Origin of the sequence: Mycetocola spongiae (assembly GCF_020424085.1) — a bacterium.
Lineage (GTDB): Bacteria > Actinomycetota > Actinomycetes > Actinomycetales > Microbacteriaceae > Mycetocola > Mycetocola spongiae.
The window spans coordinates 2,215,117-2,238,050 of record NZ_CP080203.1 but is presented as its reverse complement, the minus strand read 5'-3'; the positions used below and the strand labels follow the sequence as shown (position 1 = coordinate 2,238,050).

Sequence of the window (22,934 nt, the reverse complement as noted above, 5' to 3'; positions counted from 1 at the left end):
GGTGCCGGTTAGCCCCGGGCCCGGGCGAGGAGATCCTCGCGGGGGTTTTCCTGGGGCTCAACCTCATGGAATTTCTCGAGGGCGGCGCGCGCCTCGGGGGTCAGGTGTCCGGGGACGGCCACCTGGACCACGGCGAGCAGATCGCCGGTGCCCTTGGCGCTGGAGACGCCGCGGCCCTTGACCCGGAGAATCCGGCCCGAGGGCGTCCCGGGGGCCACCCGCAGTTTCACGGGATCGCCACCGAGCGTGGGCACCTCAATCGTGGCGCCCAGCGCGGCCTCCACAAACGTGACGGGAACGGTCACCCGGAGGTTAAGCCCATCGCGTTCAAAGACCGGGTGCTTACGCACGTTCACGGTGAGCACGAGGTCGCCATCGGCTCCGCCGTCCGGGGACTTGCGTCCCTTTCCGCGCAGCCGGATCTTCTGGCCATCGCTCACCCCCGCGGGGATCTTCACCTTAATGGTGCGTCCCTCACCGGTCTGCAGGCTGACGGTGTCTCCCTGCGTCGCGGTGATGAAGTCCACCGTGGTGCTGGCCGTGACGTCCTGGCCGGGCGTGGGCCCGCCAAAACCCCGGTATCCACCGGAGCTCTGGCTGAAACCGCCGCCGCCAAACATCCCCCCAAACAGATCCTCGAAGCCGGTCTGCTGACCACGACCGCCGAAGCGCCCGCCAAATACGTCCTCAAAACCCTGCCCACCCTGGGTTCCGCCGGGAGCGGTAAACCGCGCCCCGGAACCCATTGCGCGCATCTGATCGTATTCGGCACGCTGCTCGGGATCGTGCAGTACCGAATAGGCCTCGCTGATCTCCTTGAACTTCGCCTCGCTCGCGGCATTTCCCGGGTTGGAATCGGGGTGGTGCTTGCGGGCGAGTTTACGATAGACCTTTTTGAGTTCGGCCTCGGAAACGTCCTTAGACACCCCCAGAATCTTATAGAAGTCCTTATCGAACCACTCCTGGCTTGCCATAAGCGATACTCCTATTCGGTGGGAATTGCGACGACTACCTTGGCTGCCCGGAGCAGGGTGTCACCGATGAAATAACCGGTCTCCACCACATCCGCCACGGTTTCCACCGTGACGTCGGCACTGGGCTGCTGGAAGATCGCGTCGTGCATATTCGGGTCGAAGGCGTCACCGGCCTCGGCGAAGGGCTTCAGGCCCATGCGCTCGAGCGTGCCGCGCAGCTTTTCACCCAGCAGGGTGAAGGCCGAGCCCTCGACCAGATCGCCGTGCTTGCGGGCACGATCGAGGTCGTCGAGGATGGGCAGGAGTGCCGCGAGGACGGAGCCGGTGGTGCGCTCCTTCTCGATATCGCGGTTGGCCTCGGTGCGCTTTCGGTAGTTGGCGTACTCGGCGTTCACGCGCTGGAGATCCGACAGGATTTCCTCGGCCGATACCTGACCGGAGAGCATGGCTAGCTCCTCGTCGGTGATCGACTCGGCGGAATCCGCGGTGGGCTCGGAGGCCGCGGCATCTTCCGATGCCCCGGAACCGGGGGCCGAGGCCCCCGGTTCCTGCTGCGACGAACGAACCTCGCCGTTATCCGCGGTTTCCTCGGCGCCGTTTCCGGTGGTGGGGTCTTCGGGATTCTGGTTCTGGTTCTGCTCGGTCATTTTTTTACTTCTTCTCCGACTCGTCGTCCTCGATAACCTCGGCGTCCACAACATCCTCATCGGATGCGGAATCGGCCGCGGGGGCACCCTCGTTGGTCTCGGCTGCCTCGGCCTGGCTCTGGGCGTAGATTGCCTCGCCCAGCTTGCCCTGGCTCTCGTTCAGCTTGTCGAAGGCAGCCTTGACGGCGTCCTCGTCCTCGCCGGCGAGCGCGCTCTTCAGTGCGTCCACATCGGCCTGGACCTCGTTTTTGATGTCCTCGGGAAGCTTCTCGGCGTTATCCGCGATGAGCTTATCGATCGAGTAGGCGAGCTGCTCGGCGGAGTTGCGGGTCTCGGCCTGCTCGCGACGCTTGGCGTCCTCGGCGGCGTGCTCCTCACCCTCGCGCACCATGCGCTCGATGTCTTCCTTGGAGAGCGAGGATCCACCGGAGATGGTGATCTTCTGCTCGGTTCCGGTGCCCTTATCCTTTGCCGATACCTGGACGATACCGTTGGCGTCGATGTCGAAGGTCACCTCAACCTGGGGAACTCCGCGCGGGGCCGGTGCGATACCGGTCAGCTCGAAGGTGCCGAGGTTCTTATTATCGCGGGTGAACTCGCGCTCGCCCTGGAAGACCTGGATGGCCACCGAGGGCTGGTTGTCATCGGCGGTCGTGAAGGTCTCGCTGCGCTTGGTGGGGATGGCGGTATTGCGCTCGATCAGCTTGGTCATGATGCCACCCTTGGTCTCGATACCGAGGCTCAGGGGGGTCACGTCGATCAGCAGAACGTCCTTGCGCTCACCCTTCAGCACGCCGGCCTGGAGGGCGGCGCCCACGGCGACAACCTCATCCGGGTTAACACCCTTATTGGCGTCGCGACCGGTCTCGGCCTTAACCAGCTCGGCCACGGCGGGCATACGGGTCGATCCACCCACGAGCACGATGTGCGCGATGTCCTCAACCTTAACGCCGGCCTCGCGGATGACGTCCTGGAAGGGCTTCTTGGTGCGGTCGAGGAGGTCCTTGGTCATCTGCTCGAACTGGGCCCGGGTGAGGGTCTCGTCGAGGTTGGCCGGGCCGTTCTCGGTGAGCGAGAGATAGGGCAGCTGGATGCTGGTCGAGAGCGAGGAGCTGAGCTCCTTCTTGGCCTGCTCGGCTGCCTCCTTCAGGCGCTGCAGGGCGATCTTGTCACCCGAGACGTCAACGCCCGTGGTCTCCTTGAACTTCTTCACCAGGTGGTCAACAACGCGCTGGTCCCAGTCGTCGCCGCCGAGGCGGTTATCACCCGAGGTGGAGCGCACCTGAATGGTCGAGAAGTCGTCATCCTTGCCCACCTCGAGGAGGGAGACGTCGAAGGTTCCACCACCGAGGTCGAAGACCAGGATGAGCTCGTCTTCCTTACCCTTATCAAGGCCATAGGCGAGGGCGGCGGCGGTGGGCTCGTTGATGATGCGGAGCACGTTGAGGCCCGCGATCTCACCGGCCTCCTTGGTGGCCTGACGCTCGGCGTCGTTAAAGTAGGCGGGTACGGTGATGACCGCGTCGGTTACGGTATCGCCCAGATACTGCTCGGCATCGCGCTTCAGCTTGGCGAGGATACGAGCGGAGATCTCCTGCGGGGTGTACTTCTTGCCGTCCACATCGAAGGTCCAGTCGGTACCCATGTGGCGCTTTACCGACGCGAGGGTGCGGTCAACATTGGTGACGGCCTGGCGCTTGGCGGTCTCGCCGACCAGAACCTCGCCGTCCTTGGTGAACGCAACGATGGACGGGGTGGTGCGCTGACCCTCGGCGTTGGTGATGACGGTGGGCTCGCCACCCTCAAGCACGGACACCACCGAGTTAGTGGTACCGAGGTCAATTCCTACTGCACGTGCCATGTGATTCTCCTTCTGTCACGCTCCGGGGAGCGATGTGCCGTGAAATGGCTCGGCCGGCGGGGGGACCCGGGGGCCGAAGTTATCGGAGGCTCTAAGTTGAGCTTCCTGCACTCAAGTTTACCGATGAGATTTTAGCTGTCAACTTTTCTCAGGAAACATTGAGCCAACTCGACTCAACTTTTTTGCGACGCTCCGGGTAACACCGGGGGAAACCCTCATCCGAAATCGCCAACCTGTGACATAGAGTGGGCGTTATGAACGAATCGCAGCCAGACGAGCCCCGTCCCGAGGAGACCCCCGAGACCGGCGCGGCACCCGAGGGTATCGCGGGCGAGCCGGGAACCACCGGACCCCAATCCGGGGCCAACCCCAGCACGGCACTCCCCAACTATCCGCCCGTTATCCCCGGCACCGATCCCACCCCCGCGACCCCCGTCGCCCCCGCCGCGGACGCCTATCCCGGGGGGCCGCTCCCCTATGACCCGCAGGCCAAGAGCCGCCTCACCGCGGGCCTGCTGGGCATCTTCCTGGGCGGCTTTGGTGTCCACCGCTTCTATCTGGGCTATACCGGAATCGGCCTGCTCCAGATTTTCCTGACCCTCATCACGTTTGGTTATGGCGCGCTCTGGGGCATCGTGGAGGGCATCATGATCCTCTCCAAGGCCCGCCCCTTTGCCACCGACGCCCTCGGCCGCCCGCTGCGCGATTAGCCACTCATTCCGGAAAAATAGTTCACCCCCGGGCGCACCCGCTGGCTAGTCTGGGGAGATGAACGCGAGCGCGCTATTAAACGAGGTTGCCGATCTCTCCCCCGCCGCCCGGCGCTCCCGGCTGGCCGAGGTGGCCCGCGCCGCGGACGGGGACCTCGACGCACTATGTCGCGACCTCGAGGCCCACTCGACCGCGGGGGCCGAGACGGCCATCGCGCTGGCCCGGGCCGCGGGCCTCACGGAGGCGCTGCGCCGCGGCCTTGATCACGCGGATGGCCGGGTGCGCGCACTCGCCGCCTCCGCCCTGCCCGCCGCCGCGGACCTGCCCGCGAGCGTCCTTCTCGCCGCCTACCGCGGGGCCTCCACGCGCGAACGCCGGGCACTTTTGCGCGGCATCCTCCGGGAGCGGCGCAGCCACGCGGCCGATGTGCTCATCCCCGAGGCGCTGACCGCGGGACGCACCCGGGACGCCGTTGCGCTCCTGCCGCTATCCGGCGAAGAGACCTATCTTTTTGAGCTACTCCCCCTCGCCGCCGCACCCGTGCGCGCCGTGCGCGGCCGGGAGGACCTCGCCCGGCCGCGCCTCCTGGAGCTGCTGCGCGAGGCCACGCCGCTCGGGCGCGAACGAGCCTGGGCCCGCTATGCCCCCGCCCTGACCGCGCGCCTCGGCGACCCCGAGGCCGCCACCCAGATCCTCGACACATTCGCCGCGGTCCCCCCGCTCACGGGTTGGGGTGGCGCCCAGGGCGGGCTCTGGGATTCCCTGCTGGGGCTGCTGCCGGAGGAGACCAGCGCCCTACTCACCCGGCTCCCCGCCGCCACGTCCCGGCCCTATCGCCCCTCCTCCCGCATCGCCCGCGGGCTCGCCCAAAACCCGGGGGATGCGCTGCTGGGGCTGCTGCTTATGCCCGATCCCGCGGGCGGGCCCAGCGCCCTGCTGACCCGGATCGTGGCGTCGGCCGAGCCGCCCCGGGCCACCGCCCTCCTGACCACCCTCCTGGATCGTGGCCTGCCGGTACCCGCCCCGGGCTGGCCCGGGGAGCACCGCCTGCCCGCGGCCGCCCGGATCCGGGCCGCACGGGAGCGGGTCCGCGCGCGGCCCGGGACGGTGGGCCCGGAGCTGGCCCGGCTGGCCTTCCCCGAGGCCCTCGCCGCGCTCACCCCGCTGCGGGAGAGCCCCGAGGCCGAGCTGCGCGGCACGGGCTACGCCCTGAGTATCACCGCCGCGGGCTTTGGCACCGCGGCCGATCTGAACGGGCTCCTGACCGGCCTCACCCGGCTGGCGCGCGAGCGTGATCCGGTGCGCGAACACGCCCTCTCGACCCTCGCGGGGCTCCCGCTGCGGGCACTCGGGGGGCTGGAAACCGGGGTGATGGCCACCCTCGCGCGCGATGCCCTGGCCGCCGCCGATCGCTCCGCGGCTACCCTCGCGGCGCTGCGCAACCTGGCCGCGCGCCTCCTCGCCCCGGGCACGCGGGTTCGCGCCGAGCTACGCGCGGAGGCGGTCTCGGTGCTCATCGCCACGGTCCCGGCCGGCGGCTACTGGCCCGATCTTGCACATATCGCGCCCTCCGAGGCGGAGACGCTATGCACCCGGGCGCTGGGCGGCGGCCCCCTCGCAAACCCGGTGCCGCTGCTGCGCGCGCTGGGACCCCGGGCCCGGGGCAATGCCGCGGGCGAGGCCGCGCTCCTCGCGGCCCTACCCGAGCCCGAGCACTCCCGCGCGGTGGTCTCGCTCCTGCTCGCCGATCCGGCCACGCGCGTGAACCGCACCCGCACCCTGCTCGCCGCCGATCCCGGGTTGATCACGTACCCCGGCATCGCGGACGTGGTCTCGGGCGCGGCCAGCGATCTGATCACCCCCGCACTGCTGCACGGCCCCGCCGGGTTCCGGCCCGATACCGCGCGTTCTGCGGGCTGGGACGGGGGCCGCCGCACACTCGTGGCCCACACCCTGATCGCCGATGACCGGGCGCTCCGCGCGGCCGCCGCGGGCCACCCCGAGGAGTGGGCCACCCTGCGCCGCCTCAGCGCGCTGGCCGGCATCCCCGGGGAGGGCCTGGGGTATCTGCGCGAGCGCGCCGGCGAGGCCGATCCCGCGGACCCCTCGGCCGTGCGGGTGCGCGAGCGCGTCCTCTTATTACTCGGGGCACGCACCGAGGACCACGCGGGCGATGATCTTCTCCTCGACGGGCTGGGCGGCGCCTCCGCCTCCGCGGCGGGCGCCGCGCTGATCCGCCGCGCGGGTATCCTGCGTCCCGCGTCCGCCCTGGGCCTGATCCAGACCGCGGCCTCGGCCGCGATCGGCGTGGTCGCCCGCAAGGCTCTGCTGGAGGCCGTGGACCGGGTGGACCCCGCCGAGCGCGGCGCCGAGCTCGCGGCCGTGGCCGGTCCCGATCCGCATCCCGATGTGGCCTTCGCCGAGGCCTCCGTGGCCGCGCGCCGCCCGGCCAGCGCCGAGGGCCTGACCGCGCTGCGCGCCGCGGTGCCCGGCGGGGTGCGCGGGATCACCCTGCTGTCCCGGATCGACCCGGATACGCTGCCTCCCGCCTATCGCTCGGAGTATGCGGCCCTCCTGATTTTCCTGTGCGGCTCCCCCGAGTCCGCCTCGATTACCAGCGCCCTGACCCTGATCCCGCGCTGGGTGGGCACGGATCCCGCGCTTGATAGCGCCTTCTGGGCGACCCTCCCCCTTCTCCCGGCGGGGGCCACCCCCGCGCGCGCGGCGGCACAGATGCTCTCCCTCGGTGCCGTCACGGGCTTTCCCGAGGCGATAGCCGGCCTCCTCGCCCGCGATATCCCCGCGCGCGGCCGCCTGCGGGCGCTGCTCTTTCCGCCCACGCTGGCCGCGGCCGGGCCGCTGCCCGATGCCGCGGCGCGCGCACTCCTCGCCGCCGGGGAGGCCCTGACCGCCGCGGGTCTCCACGCGCGCACGGCCACCGCCCTCGGGATGCACGTCCTGATCTTCTCCGCGCTCCCCGTGGCCGAGGTGGCCGCGGCGCTGCGCGGATTCCTCGGCGAGCGCGGCTCGGTTGCGGCCGAGGCTGCGGCCGGAGACCTGCCTCTCGGGGCCCCCGCGGCGGCGGCCGGCCGGCTCGGCGAGGCCGCCGATGTCCTCCTGGGACCGCCCGGCCCGGTCTCCCCCGCCCGCGCAATCCTCGCGGTGGAATTTGCGCGCCGCGCACTCACCGCCCCCGCGGTACCGGTGGGCGCGGTGGAACGGCTGCGCTCCTATCGCGCCGGGCTCCCGGAGGAGGCACGCGAGAGGGCGCTGGACATCGCGCTCCCGGAGGGGCCCGATCCCGCGGCATAATTCATCCAGGTTTGCGCTACCCTCCGTTTGCCCACACGCGATAGCCTGGGCCCATGACACACGATGCCCTCCGCAGCGCCCCGGAACACGAGGTCGCCGACCCGCGACTGTTCAGCAAAAAGGTTCTTGCCTGGGGCATGTGGGACTGGGGTTCGGCCGCGTTTAACGCCGTGGTCACCACGTTTGTTTTCAGCGTATATCTCACGTCCTCGCCCGAGTTTGGCGGCGAGGCCACGGTCTCCGCTCAACTCGCGTGGTGGATGTCGGGGGCGGGCCTCGTGATCGCGCTGCTCGCGCCGGTCACCGGGCAGCGCTCGGATCGCTCGGGCCGCCGCAAGTTTTGGCTCGGGGTGAATACCTATATTGTGGTGGCCATCACCGCCGCCCTGGTGTTTATCGCCCCGGACCCCAACCTGCTCTGGGTGGGCCTCTTCCTGATCGCCGCGGGAAATATCTTCTTTGAGTTTGCGTCGGTGAACTATAACGCCATGCTCAGCCAGGTCTCCACGCCGCGCACGATTGGCAAAATCTCCGGCTTCGGCTGGGGCCTGGGCTATATCGGCGGCATCGTCCTGCTGCTCTTCCTCTACTTCGGGCTGATTAACCCCGAGGTGGGCCTGTTTGGTGTCACCAGCGAGGGCGGCTGGAACGTGCGCATCTCGATGCTGATCGCCGCGCTCTGGCTTGGCCTCTCGGCCCTGCCCGTGCTGCTGAGCGTTCCCGAGAACCGCCAGGAGGACGGTCCCGGGGCGAAGATCGGCCTGATCGGTTCCTATCGTAAGCTCGGCCGCGATATCGCCGAGCTCTGGCGCAACGACCGCCAGCTGGCCCGCTTCCTGCTCGCGAGTGCCGTATTCCGCGACGGCCTGGCCGGTGTATTTACCTTTGGTGGGGTGCTCGCGGCGGGCACGTTTGGGTTCTCCCCGGGGGAGGTCATCATCTTTGCGGTGGCCGCGAACCTCGTGGCCGGTGTATCCACGATTGCGCTCGGTGCGCTGGACGACCGGGTGGGGGCCAAACCCGTGATCCTGATCTCCCTGATCGGCCTGGTGGTCTGTGGCCTCGCCGTATTCTTCTTCCACGCCGATGGCCAGACCATGTTCTGGATCTTTGGGCTGGGCCTGTGCCTCTTTGTGGGCCCGGCACAATCGGCCTCGCGCACGTTCCTCTCGCGCTCGATTCCCGCGGGCAAGGAGGGGGAGCTCTTTGGCCTCTATGCCACCACGGGCCGCGCCGTTTCGTTCCTGTCCCCCGCGGCCTTTGGCCTCGCGGTCACGCTCGGGGGTGCGCAGTATTTTGGAATCCTCGGAATCGTGGTGATCGTGCTGCTGGGCCTCGCGCTGATGCTGCCGGTGCGCCAGAACACCCCGCTAGAGCGCACGGCCCTGATGGTGGATACCGACGCCTAGCCGATCCGCACGTACCAGATCAGCAGCAGGGTGATCGCGGCGCCCGCGAGAAAATTCAGCCAGAGGAAGCGTCGCCAGCCGGCGTTCGCGGCCTCGGCCCCGGCATCGCTAATGCGCCAGAACGGCGCCACGTTCAGCAGATAGGGCACGGCCAGGAGTGCGGCAAGCGGGCCGGGCCACGCGGTGAAGAGCATCAGCGCACCCGCCAGCAGATAGCACGCGGCCGCGAGGCGCACGGTCGCGCGCGCCCCGATCACGGTGGCCACGGAGGCGAGGCCTCCCGCGCGATCGGCCAGGACATCCTGCACCGCGCCAAACGCGTGGCTGGCCATTCCCCAGAGGAAAAAGGCCGCCAGGAGGCATAGCAGTCCGGGCTCGGCCAGGCTTCCCCCGGCCAGCACGATGCCATAAACGGCGGGGCTCACAAAATGGGTGCTGGAGGTGAGGGAGTCCACAAACGGGCGCTCTTTAAAGCGCAGCCCGGGGGCGCTATAGGCCAGCACCGCGGCCACGCTGATCGCGAGGATCAGCCAGCTCAGCGGGGAACCGAGCAGGATCAGCGCCACCAGGAAGGGGATATTGGTGATCAGCACGGCCCAGAGCGTGATGCGGTGCATTCCGCGATCCAGCACCGCGCCCTCGACCCCGCCCTTGCGCGGGTTGCGCAGATCGGACTCATAATCAAAGACGTCGTTAATGCCGTACATCGCGAGGTTATAGGGCACCAAAAAATAGAGTGTGCCGATGATCCAGGCCGCGTCGATCTCGCGCGCGGTGAGCAGATAGGCCGCGGCAAAGGGATAGGCGGTATTCACCCAGCTCAGCGGGCGCGAGGACAGGGTCAGCGTGCGCAGGATACTCATCGTTTCTCCTCCGAGGTGGGGCGGGCGGGGAGGAGCAGCCAGAGCGCGGGCAGCCCGAGCGCCGCGGCGATGGCATAACCGAAGTCTTCGAGCGGCGCAAGACCGAGGAACGCGCCGCTGATCTTCTCCTCGCGATAGCCAAAGAGGTCCACGGCGATCATGAGATTATCAAAGACGGCGGTGGCCGCGAGGATCACGGCGAGGGTGGCCAGCGCCGCACGCCACGGTAACCCGCGAGGCCGGTGTCGGTGGCGAATCAGCACCGCCATCCAGGCCAGCGCAACCACCGCGAGGAAACACGCGTTGAGCGCCCAATAGGTCATGCCCGGCCCCTTCCGCGGGGGCGGCTAAACCAGCCAAACGCGTTCATCGCGCAATAACACAGCAGCACCAGAAAAAAGAGTTCCTCGAGTGGCAGCTCGGGGGCCAGCAGAATCCCGGTCATAAACTCCGTCTCCCCGCGATAGAAGATATCGAGCCCGATGCCCAGCAGGTCCCAGGCCAGAAAAAACAGCACTCCCGCCGCGAGGGTGATTCCCGCGCGGCGGGCATCGCGCCAGAAGAATAGCGCGAAGCGGCGATCCAGCAGCAGCATGCACCCGATCGAGATCAGGAGCGCGCCCAGATAAAACAGCGGCATCACGCCCCCCGCGCGGGAGGCTCGGGCAGCGGCTCGGTTCCGGTCTCGCCGAGCCAGCGCTTAAGCACAAGCTCCGCGCTGATCAGGCACATCGGCAATCCGATGCCGGGGATCGTGGAGCCGCCGGCATAGACCAGGCCGCCCACCCGGGCCGAGACGTTTTTGGCGCGGAACATCGCGCTCTGCCGTAGCACGTGGGCGGGGCCCAGCGCGGTGCCGCTCCAGGAGTTCAGCTCGTCCACAAAATCTGCGGGCCCGGTCTCGCGGCGCACCGTGATCCGCCCGGCCAGATCGGGGATTCCCGCCCAGTCCGCGACCTGGGAGATCGCGGCATCGGCGATCTCCCGCACCCGCTCGGAGCCGCGGCCGCCGATTCCCGGATCGGCCGGCACCGGCACCAGGATAAAGAGGTTCTCCTGCCCCGCGGGGGCCACGGTGTCATCGCTTGCGCTCGGGCGGCAGACATAGATCGAGGCGGGATCCGGAACCGACGTGGGTTCCCGGAAGATCCGGGAGAAATTATCGCGCCAATCGGTGGTGAAAAACAGGCTGTGATGAGCGAGCTCGGGCAGCTCCCCCGAGACGCCCAGCGAGACCAGCACGGCGCTGGGCCCCGCCACCGCGCGGTCCCAATACTCCTGCGGATAGGTGCGCAGCCGCTCGGGTAGCAGCCGCGTTTCCAGGTGGTGCAGATCGCTCGCGCCCACCACGTATTCCGCGGGCAGCGTGTGGTCCCGGCCCCCGGCATCGGTATAGGCCACGCCCGCGACGTGATCGGCGGAATCGGTGAGGATCGCCGTGGCGGTGGCCTCGGTGAGGATGTTCACCCCGGCCTCGCGCGCGAGGCGTTCAATCGCGGAGATGATCTCACCAAAGCCCCCGCGCGGATAATAAACGCCGTCCTCGAGGTCCAGGTGGCTCATCAGGTGATACATGCTCGGTGCGGTATATGGCGAGGAGCCGAGGAAAACGGCGGGATAGCCAAGCACCTGGCGCAGCCGTGGGTCGCTGAAATATTTGCCGGTGAGGGTATTCAGCGGGGTCAGCAGCAGGCGCGCGAGCGTGGGAAAGCGGCCCAGCACATCGCGCCGCAGCAGCCCCCGATAGGATGCAAACGTGCCGTAGAGGAAGCGTTTTTTCGCCACCTCATAGGTATCGCGGGCCGAGGCCAGATAGCGTTCCAGGCGGGCCCCGGCGCCGGCCTCGACCGATTCAAAGAGCGCAATATTTTCGGCGCGGGTGGCAGCGATATCCAGCGCCGGCAGCCCGCCCTCAAAAAATACCCGGTAGCCGGGATCCAGCTTCACCAGGTCCAGCTCGCGCTCCGAGGAGGTGCCCAGGAGCCGGAAAAAATGATCAAAAACCTCGGGCATCAGATACCAGCTGGGGCCGGTATCAAAACGAAATCCGGCCTCCTCATAGACGCCCGCGCGGCCCCCCAGCTCGGAATTTTTCTCCAGGAGAGTGACGTTATGTCCGGCGCGGGCCAGGAGCGCGGCACTCGCGAGGCCGCCGATGCCGCCGCCGATGATCACTGTCTGTGCGGGGGGACGGGGGGCACTCATGCGCGACTCTTTTCTGTGGGGATGGGGGTCATCGGGGGAGCCTACCGAGCAGGACGCCCGCGGCCAGGCGGGCCTTCACCGGATCGGGGACCCGCACCCGGGTATGGCTCAGCCGCGCGGCCGGGGTGGCCTCGATCCGATCGGTGAGCTCCGTAAAGAGCGCCTGGGCGAGTGCCACCGCGCGCCGCGAGGAGCGCGGCAGGCCGGGAAGCACCGCGGCGGAGGCCGCCAGGTCCTCCCGGATATCGGCAACGAGGTGGGCCTTGGTGTCCTCGGTCAGATGATCGATATCCACCCCGGGGAAATAGGCTCGCCCGAGCCCCTCCTCATCGGCGGCGATATCGCGCAGGAAGTTCACCTTCTGGAATGCGGCACCGAGGCGGCGCGCACCGGCGGTGAGCCGCTCGCGCTCGGCCGTATCCGCGGGGCTCTCGGAGAGGAAAACGCGCAGGCACATCAGTCCCACCACCTCGGCCGAACCAAATATATAGCGTTCAAAGCTCTCCGCGGAGTGCTCGCTGCGCAGGCAGTCGGCGCGCATCGAGGCAAAAAATGGCTCGGTGAGATCGGTGCCGATGCCGTGCTCGCGCGCGCTCAGGGCAAAGGCGTGCACCACGAGGTTGGCGCTATAGCCGGTGCCCAGGGCGTGCACGGTCTCGGCCTCGAGGGCATCCAGCGCCGCGAGCACCGCGGGCTGGTCGAGCCCGGCCGAGGCGGCCACGCCGTCCACCACCTCATCGGCCACGCGCACCAGCGCATAGAGGTTTTTGACGTGCGGGCGAATATTTTTCCCAAGCAGCGCGGTGGCCATGCCGAAGGACGTGGAATAGCGGCGGATGACCACCGCGGCGGTTTCCACGGCCACCCGGTCATAGAGCGCGCGTTCGGCGTCGAGGGTCATCGGGTGCGCTCCAGGACACCGCGGATCAGCGGGGTCAGCTCGGTGCGTGTGCGCTCGGGAATCAGCGGATCATGGAGCGCCTCCCACCCGCGGTTCGCGGCATCACGCGCGAGGTTCAGCGCAAACTCCCGCGCGCCGGTGGCCTCCACCAGCCCGCGCAGGTGGTCGATCTGGGCGGGTGTGGCCTCGCTGCTGCCGAGGGTTTCCAGGATCTCGGGCCAGAGTTCGCTGCCCGCGGCATGCGCTATCAGTACCGTGCGCTTGCCCTCGCGCAGGTCGCCGTCCACGCTCTTCCCGGTGAGGGCCCGGTCGCCAAAGACCCCCAGGAGGTCGTCGATCAGCTGATAGGCGATCCCGAGGTGGCGGCCCACGTCGGCGAGTGCCCGGGCCCGTTCGGGTTCGGCGCCGGCCAGCAGCGCGCCCGAGCGCAGCGGGGCCTCAAAGGAGTACACCGCGGTTTTCATGCGTGACATCGCGAGGATCTCCTCCACGGTGGGCATGACCCCGGATACCGAGAAGTCCACATCGGCGAGTTCCCCCGCGGCGGAGGCCTCGATCGCATCGTCAAAAACCTCGCGCAGTTCCGCCGCGCGTTCGGGCTCTATCCCGGCCACGGCGCCCTCAAGCAGGCGGTGGGCGCCGGCGAGGGTGAGATCCCCCGCGATGACCCCGGCGGAGAGCCCGCGGTGTTCGGCGGTGGGCAGCTGCAGGCCCGCGGTATGGGCGATATCGCGATAGCGGCCCGAGACATTGGTGCGGCCGCGGCGAATAAAATCGCGATCGATCACGTCATCGTGTTCCACCAGCGCGGCGTGCAGGAGCTCATAGGCTGCCGCCAGGTTTGCGGCGGCGGCCACATCACTGCCGCCGAGGGATTCAAAGGCGGTCATCACCAGATACGGGCGGAAGCGCTTGCCCCCACGGGTGCCCAGCGCAATATTTTCCCAGAGGGCACGATAGCCCTCGCCATAGCGGGTGGAGGCGGAGATCCGGGCCCGAAAGAACCCGTTCAGTGTGTCTTCCACGGTCTGTCGCCGGTGAAATACCGGCATACCGGGTTGGTCGGAGTCCATTTTATGAGGTTACGGCATTTTTCCCCGGCGTGCGGCACCATTCCGGGCCGCGCGGATCGGGTCGCGTTAGGGGAATACCGCGGAGTCGATAACAATGGAGTCATGGATACCCGCGAATTTGTGCAGCTGCTGGCCGAGGACGGCTCCCCCATGGGGGTGGCCGATAAGGCCGAGGTGCACGGGCTTGATACGCCGCTGCACCTCGCGTTCTCGTGCCACCTGCGCGATGAGGAGGGGCGCGTGCTGGTGACCCGGCGGGCGCTGGGCAAGATCGCATGGCCCGGGGTCTGGACCAATGCGTTTTGCGGGCATCCCGCCCCCGGCGAGGGCTTCGAGCAGGCCATCGCCCGCCGCGCACTCCAGGAACTGGGCACGCAGGTTACCGATATTCGGCCGCTGCTGCCCGAGTTCCGCTATCGCGCGGTGGATGCCAGCGGTATCGTCGAGAACGAGATCTGCCCGGTGTTTTCAGCGCGGATCGTGGCCCCGCTCCTACCCAATCCGGCCGAGGTCTCCGAGTATTTTTGGGTGGAGATGGCCGATCTGGATCGCGCCGTGCATGCCGCGCCCTGGGCGTTTAGCCCGTGGCTCGGCGATCAGCTCGCGCAGCTGCGCGAATAGCGCCGCTCCCGGCTAGCGGCCGCGCGCGGGGTCGCTGAGGAACGCCCGCAGCAGGCGATCGGTCACGCCAAACTCGGCGGCCACATCGGCCTGGCTGGCCCCGCGATCAAGCGCACCAAGCACCTTGGCGGGGCTCAGCAGCATTCCGGCGGCACGACGATCGGCCTCGGCCTCGGTCTTTCGGGTGCACAGCGTATGGCCCAGTTCGCGATGGGCGATCTCGTGGGCGAGCACGCTGCGCTCCTGCCGCGCAGACATTCCGGGGCGCAAAAAGATGGTGTTCAGGCGCGGCACCCAGAGGCCGGTTTCCCGGCCGAGCGAGCGATGGGCCACCTTCACACCGAGGGCCTCGGCGTGGTTATAGGGGTTATAGGAGCTCATGCCTAACCGCCGAGGCTTCCGGCGTCCACGCCCGAGACATCGGTTTTATGGAAGTTCTGGAACGAGCGCGAGGCCGTGGGGCCACGCTGGCCCTGATAGCGCGACCCGTATTTGGCCGAACCATAGGGGTTTTCGGTGGGGCTGGAGAGCTGGAAGAAGCACAGCTGGCCGATCTTCATGCCGGGCCATAGGGTGATCGGCAGGGTGGCCACATTGGAGAGCTCCAGCGTGACGTGCCCGGAGAACCCGGGGTCGATGAAGCCCGCGGTGGAGTGCGTGAGCAGGCCCAGCCGGCCCAGCGAGCTCTTGCCCTCGAGCCGGGCTGCCACGTCATCGGGCAGGGTGACCTGCTCATAGGTGGCGCCAAGCACAAACTCGCCCGGGTGCAGGATAAACGGTTCGCTCGGGTCGATCTCCACCATCCGCGTCAGCTCCGACTGATCCTGGGAGGGATCGATATACGGGTAACGGTGGTTATCAAACAGCCGGAAGTAGCGGTCAAGACGCACGTCCACGCTCGAGGGCTGGACCATGTCCTCGTCATAGGGGGCCAGGCCGATGCGGTTGGCGTGGACCTGGGCTTTAATATCGCGATCTGAGAGCAGCACGGTGCCCAGTTTAGCTAAAAACCGGGCCCGTGCCGCCGCACCGGTATTACCGGGCCGTGATTAGCGCGGATCGTGGGGCCGCCCCCAGCCCGATCCGCTGCAGCCAGGCGTTAACCCGTTCGATCGCCATGATCCGGGTGAGTACCGCCTGCACCGCAAGCAATTGCACGGCAATCCCCGCCCAGGCCTCCGAGGGCCACTGCTCGCCGATGATCGCGAGCGCCTCGGGAAGCACGCTCAGGAGCGCGCATATTCCGGAAAAAAGCGTGCGCCAGACGCGCTGGTTTTTCCACCAGATCGTGGGGTGTGATTCAGCGGTCATGGCCCTTTCCCTTCAGGTGGTTATCGAGGCGCAGATCGGTGGATCTTCCGGCCGCCCGCAGGAGCCGGATATCCTCGCGCAGGTCGTGTAGGTCCCCGCGCGTGGTGCGCAGCTCGGTGAGCGTTTCGCGATGCTTATTATCCATGTCCTCGCGCAGGTTCGCCGTGGCCAGCGGATCCATTTGGTGATCGTTTTCGAGCTGGGCCCGCGAGGAGCGGGTATCCCGTTCCACGCGCCCCACCCGCCGGTTCACCAGCGCCGTAAGCGCAACCGAGGTGAGCATGCCCAGCGTGCCGATTAATTCGATCAGCACCCCCTCCCCACTCATCGCGGCTCCAGCGCGGCGGCGATGCGGTTAAACGCCCGGGTATAGGCCGCGGCGAGCGCCTCGGGCGATACGTCGGCCTCGGGTACTCCCCCGAGGGCCGCGGCGAGCGCGGACGCCAGCTTCAGCGGGTCGATCGACTCGCTCCGGGGCGCCTGCAGGAGCCGGGTATGGGCCTCCATGATCTCTCGCTCGGCCCGGTGGAATTCAGCGGGTTTCCCCGCCACGGCACCCGGGACAAACGCCGTCATTTCGGCGCTAAACGGCGTGCGCAAGCGTTCGGCATTAATGCGTCGATAGAACAGGTTATAAACCTCGGGATTGGGGAGGGGGACGCTGCCCTGATCGGTACCAAGCCAGCCGGTGCCGTCGGTTGTCCAAAAGAGGTGCATGGTGGGTTCTTTCTCCGGAAGGGATTGTCTGGGTGGCGGGATCTGGGCGGCGGGCGCGCCCGTGATGATGTTGTGGCCGAGGAAATAATCGGACCAGCCGAGGTAGCGGCGCCCGCCCCACGCCCGCTCGATCGCGGCGATGGTTGTGCGTCCGGTGTGTCCGGCTCGCGGTTGATCGGTCGAGGCCAGCGCGTCCCGGTCGCCGAGGGCAATGGCAATATGGCCCGCGGCGACCGGGTGTGCCCGGTTCAGGAAGTAGACCACGGCACCCAGCGGCGGGTTGCGGTCGGTATGGCGGCGGTTGACCGGGGTATTCTCCCAGCCGTGTCGGGCCAGCGAATACGGGGATTTACCGTCCCCCGCCGGGCGGCCAAAGGCGTTCCAGACGGCGTTGAGGCACATTCCGGTTTGCCAGGTGCCATAGCCGAGTAGCCGCGCGGCCGCGGCGGCTCCGTCGAGATTCATGATGCTGTGTGTCCTGAGTGGTCGTGAGAGTTTTCGGAGAATTCCGATGAGCGGTGCCCACCGTTCATACCCCTGCCGCGCCGGCGGCAGGGACGGATATGGGCCGACCGCCGCGCGACGTCCGGCCCATATCGTCATCGCTTACTTCTTGTTGTTGATGCTGTTGACGATGTTTGTGACCTGATCGCTATAGCGGAAGAAGTCCGCGATCACGTCCCATTCGCGGTCGCTCACGGACTGCGGGCTTGCACCCACCGTGCCGAGGAGAATCTGCAGCCGCTCGGTACCCGCGATTTCGCGGACGAATCCGGGGCCGGTGACGAGGAATCCGCGTCCGGCTGCGTGATAAATGGTGATGGTGTCTTTCAGTGCCAAAATGTGCTCCAATTCGGGATCGATGGGAGGGGTGGTTCCGCCTCCCAGGTTGTTGATGTTCTTTTCGGGGTCCACGGCGGTGCCATAAATCGGGTCCGTGAATGAGTGATTACGCACCTCAAAGTGCAGGTGCGGGCCGGAGGATACTCCGTATTTGGGGCCTACGACGCCGATCATGGCGCCCTGCTCCACGCGTTCGCCCTTCCGGGGGCCCGCGGCGGATCCGAGCATGTGATAGCGGGTATACCAGCCATTGGCATGCTCAACCTCCTTCCACCAGTTATAGGAAGATGACTGCCCAACACCGGTCACGGTGCCGGCGGCCGCGCAGGCGGCCGAGGCCCCGACGATCCCGCCGAAGGAAAAGTCCATTCCCTTGTGATATGGGTCCCGGGGGAACTCCGGCCGGTATCCAAACTTCTGCGACTTGGTAGAAAGCGGAAACGGAAACTGTGCCATGAAGACTCCTTTCTCTTAGTTGTTTTTCGGATGATGTGCACCGGGTGAAACCGGGGTTTCTCTCGGTGTGGTTATGAATTTATGGGCGCCCCCTGACCGCTTTTCCGGGGCGAGTTTTTCCCGCTCCGCCGGGATCAGGACCGCCCCGGGCCGCGCGAATCGTGCCGCGAGCGCGGGTGGCCGCCGCCGCGCGGGGTACCGCCGCCACCCAGGGCCAGCCGATGCCGTGCGCGGTGCACGGTGCGGCTGGTAATGCCCACCTCGTGTGCGATCTGGGTGGCGGAGAGGCCGCGTCGGGTCAGCTCCCCCACCCGTGCAATTTCCTCGGGTGTCAGTCGGGCCCCGGGCGCGCGGCTCGAGGTGACGTAATAGCCGCGGCCATCCGGGCGGGCAAACTCCTCGGTGGTCACCGGGCGCTCCACCTCAAGCACATCGCAGCAGTCGATACACAGGCCGGGCTGCAGGACCTGGATTCCACAACGCCCACAAAAAATCATTTCCTCGCCGCGCCCCGGGGGCCGGCTCCCGTTGATCGCCATGATCACACCTCTTTCTGGCCCGTTTTTGGGCACGCTAAACGACGCCCCGGGGGCGTTGATGACTGGTCGGGTGGCGGCTATACCGCCTCGATGGGGTTAGCCGAGGGAGGGCTCAGGCTTTCGCGGGGGCCGCGGGTGTCCGTGCGCGGGCACCACCTCCAGGACCTCCCCGGGGCTCAGGCCGAAGGCCAGACAGATTCCCAGGGTCAGGGCGGGGGACGGGGCACTCCCGCACTCCGCCCGGTAGAGCGTGGTGCGGCTGACCCCGATGAGCTCGGCCAGCGCCTCATCGCTGCACAGCCCGCGAATCTCCCGAAGCCTCGGGAGGAGACCTTCCCGTACCCGCAATACCTGTTTCACCAATAACCCCCGTAATGCAATAACTCACTGTTGCATTGCAAGTGTGCATCATTTGGAGACAGCAAACAACCTCACGCGGTGCACTGATTCATAATCTGCACACGCCAGTCCGGGGATCGCGGGAAATCCAGATTGAAAGTGTTGCAAAATTGCACCATACTTGGAGTCATGTTAACGATAGGACGCGACTTCCTGCACGGCATTACCGGCGAGCGCAGCATGCGGGCCATTGCGCTGCGCACCGGGATGGACCCCAGCACGCTGAGCCGGCAGCTCGCGTCCGGCCTCAAGCCGGATACCCTCTCGGCGATCGCGCGCGCCTTTGGCCAGTCCCCCATCTCCGCACTGATCGCGGCCGGGTTTTATACCGCCGACGAGGCCCGGCAGGCCGGGCGCGATATTGCCCTCGCCGAGGTGAGCACCCCCGAGCTGCTACGCGAGCTGCTGCGCCGGGCCGAGGCCACCCCCTCCCCCAACGTCGTACCTCTGCGCCATGATGTAGACCTGCATACCGTGGACCTGAGCCAGGAACTCGCCGCGGCCACCGATGACGATGGGGGGCAGGAAGAGTTTCCGAATGGATAAGTGATGAACGGCTATGACCCACACGCGCACGCACTCGATCTGGGTGTGCGCGTGGTGCACCGTCCTCTGGGGAAACTCACCGGCCTCTGGGTTCCGCGACACGGCGCAATTTTCCTGCGCCCCGGCATGACCCGCCGGCATGAGCGCTCGGTTCTTGCCCACGAGGTTGCCCATGTTGAGCTGGGTCATGTACTGAGCACCCGGCGCACCGAGGCCGCCGCCGATGCCCGCGCCGCCCGATTGCTGATCGACCCGGCCGAGCTTGCGGCCCAGATGCGCTGGTCGCAGGAGGTCGCGGAGCTGGCCATCGAGCTGGGGGTCAGCGAGCGGATTCTCCTGGCCTATCTGCGGGCACACCCTCCCGCCTAGGCGCCCCCCGGTCGCGCAACCGTGTGCTAGGTTTTATTCATCGCCGGTTTCCGGCGATGCGCGGATGTAGTTCAATGGCAGAACTTCAGCTTCCCAAGCTGATAGCGCGGGTTCGATTCCCGTCATCCGCTCCACCCGGTGCCGCGCCCCTATCCGCGCAGGCGCACCACATTCCAGCCCAGATCGCTTGCGGTATCGGCAAAGCGTTCCGCGTTTTCCGCGCAACGCGAGGTATCTCCGCCGCCCTCATAGTGCATGCGCACCACCTCGGCGGGCACAAAGCGGCCACCCAGTACGGTGCCGGGTTCCGCGTTGCGCTCCTCCCACCAGCGCCGCAGCGCGCGCTCCACGGCGGTGGCCTCGGGCACCTCCACGTCGAATACCGTGATTTTTTGATAGCCGTGCGCGCTCAGCCGGGCCAGCAGGTGCGTGGCGTATTCGGCGCTCGCGAGGGTGCCGTGGATCACCACGTTCTCGCCGCGACGCAGGCTCTCCTCGCGCATCATATTGGCCACCTCGGTGGATTCCGCGTGCACATAGGAGGATAGCTCGCGCAGCGCGAGCGGCTTTCCGTCAGCCAGCACCTGACGGCGCCATTCCTCCAGGCGTCCGCGGCGATGCTCCTCGCGCAGCAGGGGGTCTTTAAAACCATCGGCGTCGATATCGCGAAACCCCGCAAATTCCGGGAATTGCCGCAGGCGCGAGGTTTTCCCGGCCCCCGGGGGCCCGGCGGTGATCACGACGCCGAGCGCCTTATCCCGCGATACGTCTCCGCGGGCGCGGAACTCGCGCGCGATCAGGGCCCCCTGAAAATCCAGCCGGGCCAGCGTATAGAGGCCCGAATGCGGGGCATATTCCGTGCGGGTGGAGGTGCCGGGCACCTCGGACCAGGGATCACGCAACCCCCAGTCGCCCAGTAAACCCGAGAGCTCGGCCGCGACACGATCGCGCAGCGCGCTCACGGCGCGGGGTGGGTATCGCGGGCGATGTTTTGTCGGATCTGCTCATAATCGGCCCGCGAGAGAATACCCTCCAGATAGGCCTCGGCGAGCTGCTGCAATACCGCGGCATCCCCGGCCCCGCCGTCAAATGCGGCGGCGCCGCGCGGCGGTGCGGGCCGGAAGTCCACGCGCGCCAGCGCGTTAAAAAACCCCGAGCGGTCGATCTGGTGCAGGTGCCGGCGGAGGATCAGCTCGCGCACCTGATCCTCGGTGCTGGCCAGGCCGCGGCGGCGCAGGCGGCGGGAGACCTCGGGCTGGGACAGCCCCACCAGCTCGGCGATGCCGCGCTGCCCCACCCCGCTATCGGCGAGGCGGAATACCATGCGTCGCTCGGCGATCTCGGCAAGCTCGCGCAGATAGCGCGACTCGATCAGCGCCTGCGCGCTCTCCTCCAGCTCGAGCCGATCGGCATCCAGCGCGGGATTGCGCCGGGTCGCCAGCTCGGCCCAGGCCTTGGCGGCGCGGGCCGGACGGCGGCCGGCATAGGCGGGCGGCTGCTCCGCGGCAGCGAGTAGCGGGCGGGCGGTGGCGGGCACGGGCATCACATCCTTTGATACCAAAAGTATCACCCCTCCCACCCTCGCACCAGGCCCAAAACGTGATTTAGTCCAGGGTCACATAGGCGGTGCCGCGCACGTTTGGCGCGGAGCGTCCGGCGGTGAGCTCGGCGATGCGCGTGGCACAGGCCTCGTATTCGGCGGGCGGGATCGAGATTTGCAGCGCCACCTCGGCACCGTATTCGGCCCCGAGGATCACCCAGCCGCGGCGGTGCGCCTCGGCCTCGATAAGCGCCGCCGCGGCATAATCGGCGTCCACCACCACCGTGATCCGGCGTTCGCGCACCACGATCCGCGCTGCCTCCACGGCCTCGGCCACCGCGGCGCGATAGGCCCGGGTGAGCCCACCCGCCCCGAGCAGGACACCACCAAAATAGCGCACCACCACCGCGGCCACATCGCTCAGTTCCGCGCCCAGCAGCGCGTCGAGCATCGGGGCCCCGGCCGTGCCCGAGGGCTCGCCGTCGTCATTGGTGCGCTGCAATTGGCCGCGCTCCCCGATCACAAAGGCCGAGCAGTGATGTCGCGCCTTGGGATGCTCGGAGCGGGTGCGGGCGATCAGCGCTCGCGCGGCATCCTCGGAGTCAGCGGGCACCAAAAAACACAGGAAGCGCGAGCGGCGAATCTCCAGCTCGGTCTCCACGGGCGCGGCAATCGTGCGGTAGGGGGCCGCCTCCCCGAGTTCCGAGATCACGCCTCCAGGCTACGCGGTTTTGGGGCGCTTAATCGCCTGCAGGGTATAGCTGAGCGGGAACGGCGCCGGGTCCTGGTTCAGATACCATTCGTCGAGTTCCCCGCGCCGCATCTGGCCGGGCAGCGCCTCCCACGGCACCGAGACGTGCTCGATAAACTCGGTGAGCTCGAGCCCCTGGCCGAGCAGGGCCGTGAGAATCTCGCCGATTCCGTGATTCCAATCGGCCGAGCGCGAGGACACGATGGGAGTATCGGTATCCACATAGGTGCCGGGCTCGTCCCAGATCATCGGGTCGTCCTGCTCAAAATACGGGCGGGTCAGCGCGAGCACATCCGTGCGCTCATCGTCGAGTGCCCAGAGCACCGGATGCCCCTCGCGGATGAATAGGCGGCCGCCCGGGCGCAGCAGCCGCGCGACGGTCTCCGCCCAGCGTTCAATGCTCGGGAGCCAGCACAGCGCGCCGATACCGGTATAAACAAAATCGAATTGTTCCTCGCCCAGGGCCTCCACGGCCCCCTGCACATCGGCGGCCACAAAGCGCACGTCGGCCCCGGTTTCGGTGGCCAGGTCGCGGGCCTCCGCGAGCGAGGCGGTGGAGAAGTCCAGGCCCGTCATGCGCGCGCCGAGCCGGGCCAGCGAGATGGTATCGGTGCCGATATGGCACTGCAGGTGCACGCCGCGCAGGCCCGCGATCTCGCCCAGGCGCGGCAGGTCATAACGCACCACGTTGCTCAGGAACCGCGGATCGCGGCGGAACTGATCCAGTGCATAGCCGGGCGATGCGGCGTGCAACGGGGCGCGCTCGTCCCAGTTGGCGCGATTAAGTGCCAGATAGTCTTCCATCACGAACCCCCTTGGTTTTCGCCCGAGACCTTCGAGCCTTTTAGACTAACAGCCGCGCCCGGGCGGCAGCGGATACGGCGGT

Annotated in this window: 27 protein-coding genes and 1 tRNA gene; 7 read left to right on the top strand and 21 right to left on the bottom strand. The window is 67.7% G+C overall.

All coding sequences use genetic code 11. The features are described from left to right. Window positions 1–8 precede the first annotated feature (8 nt). From KXZ72_RS10230 to dnaK, 3 genes are read right to left on the bottom strand one after another with little or no spacing between them, the layout of a single operon-like run. The gene (locus KXZ72_RS10230) at window positions 9–974 is read right to left on the bottom strand and encodes a DnaJ C-terminal domain-containing protein (RefSeq protein ID WP_226080829.1); all 966 of its coding nucleotides are present in this window, start codon (window positions 972–974) and stop codon (window positions 9–11) included. Between the two features lie 11 nt (window positions 975–985). Then, complete coding sequence (locus tag KXZ72_RS10225; RefSeq protein WP_226080828.1) at window positions 986–1,621, bottom strand: nucleotide exchange factor GrpE; 636 nt, start codon at window positions 1,619–1,621, stop codon at window positions 986–988. A gap of 4 nt (window positions 1,622–1,625) precedes the next feature. Continuing rightward, a complete protein-coding gene (gene dnaK / locus KXZ72_RS10220; RefSeq protein ID WP_226080827.1) occupies window positions 1,626–3,482 on the bottom strand; it encodes a molecular chaperone DnaK in 1,857 nt (618 codons plus the stop codon). 254 nt (window positions 3,483–3,736) lie between these two features. On the opposite strand from dnaK, the gene KXZ72_RS10215 reads away from it, so the two are divergent. The 3 genes from KXZ72_RS10215 to KXZ72_RS10205 are packed head-to-tail and all read left to right on the top strand — an operon-like array spanning window position 3,737 to window position 8,914. Continuing rightward, window positions 3,737–4,192: a TM2 domain-containing protein gene (locus KXZ72_RS10215; RefSeq protein ID WP_226080826.1), complete on the top strand. Its 456-nt coding sequence runs from the start codon at window positions 3,737–3,739 to the stop codon at window positions 4,190–4,192. 58 nt (window positions 4,193–4,250) lie between these two features. Continuing rightward, window positions 4,251–7,505, top strand: coding sequence for a hypothetical protein (locus KXZ72_RS10210; protein ID WP_226080824.1), 3,255 nt, complete (start codon window positions 4,251–4,253; stop codon window positions 7,503–7,505). Between the two features lie 53 nt (window positions 7,506–7,558). Then, complete coding sequence (locus KXZ72_RS10205; protein ID WP_226080823.1) at window positions 7,559–8,914, top strand: MFS transporter; 1,356 nt, start codon at window positions 7,559–7,561, stop codon at window positions 8,912–8,914. Here the strand turns inward: KXZ72_RS10205 and KXZ72_RS10200 are convergent. The 6 genes from KXZ72_RS10200 to KXZ72_RS10175 are packed head-to-tail and all read right to left on the bottom strand — an operon-like array spanning window position 8,911 to window position 13,956. Next, window positions 8,911–9,777, bottom strand: a complete 867-nt coding sequence (locus KXZ72_RS10200; protein ID WP_226080821.1) for a prenyltransferase — start codon at window positions 9,775–9,777, stop codon at window positions 8,911–8,913. The two genes, KXZ72_RS10205 and KXZ72_RS10200, sit on opposite strands and share 4 nt — an antisense overlap. After that, window positions 9,774–10,100: a lycopene cyclase domain-containing protein gene (locus KXZ72_RS10195; protein WP_226080819.1), complete on the bottom strand. Its 327-nt coding sequence runs from the start codon at window positions 10,098–10,100 to the stop codon at window positions 9,774–9,776. Before KXZ72_RS10195 ends, KXZ72_RS10200 begins: the two co-directional genes overlap by 4 nt. Further along, complete coding sequence (locus KXZ72_RS10190) at window positions 10,097–10,417, bottom strand: lycopene cyclase domain-containing protein (protein ID WP_226083505.1); 321 nt, start codon at window positions 10,415–10,417, stop codon at window positions 10,097–10,099. Before KXZ72_RS10190 ends, KXZ72_RS10195 begins: the two co-directional genes overlap by 4 nt. Next, window positions 10,417–11,982 (bottom strand): phytoene desaturase family protein, encoded by a 1,566-nt coding sequence (gene crtI / locus KXZ72_RS10185; protein ID WP_226080817.1) that lies wholly within the window; start codon window positions 11,980–11,982, stop codon window positions 10,417–10,419. The genes KXZ72_RS10190 and crtI overlap by 1 nt, the downstream gene beginning before the upstream one ends. A 28-nt stretch (window positions 11,983–12,010) precedes the next feature. Further along, window positions 12,011–12,883 (bottom strand): phytoene/squalene synthase family protein, encoded by an 873-nt coding sequence (locus KXZ72_RS10180; protein ID WP_226080809.1) that lies wholly within the window; start codon window positions 12,881–12,883, stop codon window positions 12,011–12,013. After that, window positions 12,880–13,956, bottom strand: coding sequence for a polyprenyl synthetase family protein (locus KXZ72_RS10175; RefSeq protein ID WP_226080807.1), 1,077 nt, complete (start codon window positions 13,954–13,956; stop codon window positions 12,880–12,882). The genes KXZ72_RS10180 and KXZ72_RS10175 overlap by 4 nt, the downstream gene beginning before the upstream one ends. 102 nt (window positions 13,957–14,058) lie before the next feature. Here KXZ72_RS10175 and idi point away from each other — a divergent pair, with 102 nt between their 5' ends. Further along, on the top strand, window positions 14,059–14,577 hold the full coding sequence (gene idi, locus KXZ72_RS10170; protein ID WP_226080805.1) for an isopentenyl-diphosphate Delta-isomerase: 519 nt from the start codon (window positions 14,059–14,061) through the stop codon (window positions 14,575–14,577). A gap of 12 nt (window positions 14,578–14,589) precedes the next feature. Here the strand turns inward: idi and KXZ72_RS10165 are convergent, their stop codons facing one another. The 8 genes from KXZ72_RS10165 to KXZ72_RS10130 form a co-directional block, all read right to left on the bottom strand. Further along, complete coding sequence (locus KXZ72_RS10165; protein ID WP_226080799.1) at window positions 14,590–14,958, bottom strand: ImmA/IrrE family metallo-endopeptidase; 369 nt, start codon at window positions 14,956–14,958, stop codon at window positions 14,590–14,592. Window positions 14,959–14,960: 2 nt separating this feature from the next. Next, complete coding sequence (gene dcd, locus KXZ72_RS10160) at window positions 14,961–15,566, bottom strand: dCTP deaminase (protein WP_226080797.1); 606 nt, start codon at window positions 15,564–15,566, stop codon at window positions 14,961–14,963. Between the two features lie 46 nt (window positions 15,567–15,612). Further along, complete coding sequence (locus KXZ72_RS10155; protein WP_226080795.1) at window positions 15,613–15,888, bottom strand: hypothetical protein; 276 nt, start codon at window positions 15,886–15,888, stop codon at window positions 15,613–15,615. Next, a complete protein-coding gene (locus KXZ72_RS10150; RefSeq protein WP_226080794.1) occupies window positions 15,878–16,201 on the bottom strand; it encodes a hypothetical protein in 324 nt (107 codons plus the stop codon). Before KXZ72_RS10150 ends, KXZ72_RS10155 begins: the two co-directional genes overlap by 11 nt. Window positions 16,202–16,212: 11 nt before the next feature. After that, window positions 16,213–17,070 (bottom strand): hypothetical protein, encoded by an 858-nt coding sequence (locus tag KXZ72_RS10145; protein WP_226080793.1) that lies wholly within the window; start codon window positions 17,068–17,070, stop codon window positions 16,213–16,215. Window positions 17,071–17,211: 141 nt separating this feature from the next. After that, window positions 17,212–17,817, bottom strand: coding sequence for a M23 family metallopeptidase (locus KXZ72_RS10140; RefSeq protein WP_226080792.1), 606 nt, complete (start codon window positions 17,815–17,817; stop codon window positions 17,212–17,214). Window positions 17,818–18,038: 221 nt separating this feature from the next. Then, window positions 18,039–18,443 carry a helix-turn-helix transcriptional regulator gene (locus tag KXZ72_RS10135; protein ID WP_226080782.1) on the bottom strand — a complete coding sequence of 135 codons (405 nt, stop codon included), beginning with the start codon at window positions 18,441–18,443 and terminating at the stop codon, window positions 18,039–18,041. Window positions 18,444–18,539: 96 nt separating this feature from the next. Continuing rightward, complete coding sequence (locus KXZ72_RS10130; protein WP_226080780.1) at window positions 18,540–18,803, bottom strand: helix-turn-helix transcriptional regulator; 264 nt, start codon at window positions 18,801–18,803, stop codon at window positions 18,540–18,542. Window positions 18,804–18,971: 168 nt separating this feature from the next. Here KXZ72_RS10130 and KXZ72_RS10125 point away from each other — a divergent pair, with 168 nt between their 5' ends. The 3 genes from KXZ72_RS10125 (at window position 18,972) to KXZ72_RS10115 (ending at window position 19,891) form a co-directional block, all read left to right on the top strand. After that, on the top strand, window positions 18,972–19,388 hold the full coding sequence (locus tag KXZ72_RS10125) for a hypothetical protein (protein WP_226080778.1): 417 nt from the start codon (window positions 18,972–18,974) through the stop codon (window positions 19,386–19,388). Window positions 19,389–19,391: 3 nt separating this feature from the next. Next, entirely contained in the window at window positions 19,392–19,757 is a 366-nt protein-coding gene (locus tag KXZ72_RS10120) for an ImmA/IrrE family metallo-endopeptidase (RefSeq protein ID WP_226080777.1), read from the top strand. 60 nt (window positions 19,758–19,817) lie between these two features. Then, a tRNA-Gly gene (locus tag KXZ72_RS10115) sits at window positions 19,818–19,891 on the top strand. A 15-nt stretch (window positions 19,892–19,906) separates the two neighbouring features. Here the strand turns inward: KXZ72_RS10115 and KXZ72_RS10110 are convergent. The 4 genes from KXZ72_RS10110 to KXZ72_RS10095 all read right to left on the bottom strand — a co-directional run bounded on the left by KXZ72_RS10110 (window position 19,907) and on the right by KXZ72_RS10095 (window position 22,852). After that, entirely contained in the window at window positions 19,907–20,719 is an 813-nt protein-coding gene (locus KXZ72_RS10110) for a zeta toxin family protein (protein WP_226080775.1), read from the bottom strand. Then, window positions 20,716–21,294, bottom strand: a complete 579-nt coding sequence (locus tag KXZ72_RS10105; protein WP_226080774.1) for a hypothetical protein — start codon at window positions 21,292–21,294, stop codon at window positions 20,716–20,718. Before KXZ72_RS10105 ends, KXZ72_RS10110 begins: the two co-directional genes overlap by 4 nt. A gap of 67 nt (window positions 21,295–21,361) precedes the next feature. Beyond that, on the bottom strand, window positions 21,362–22,009 hold the full coding sequence (locus KXZ72_RS10100; RefSeq protein ID WP_226080773.1) for a YigZ family protein: 648 nt from the start codon (window positions 22,007–22,009) through the stop codon (window positions 21,362–21,364). A 9-nt stretch (window positions 22,010–22,018) separates the two neighbouring features. Further along, window positions 22,019–22,852, bottom strand: coding sequence for a class I SAM-dependent methyltransferase (locus tag KXZ72_RS10095; RefSeq protein WP_226083503.1), 834 nt, complete (start codon window positions 22,850–22,852; stop codon window positions 22,019–22,021). Between the last annotated feature and the right edge of the window lie 82 nt (window positions 22,853–22,934).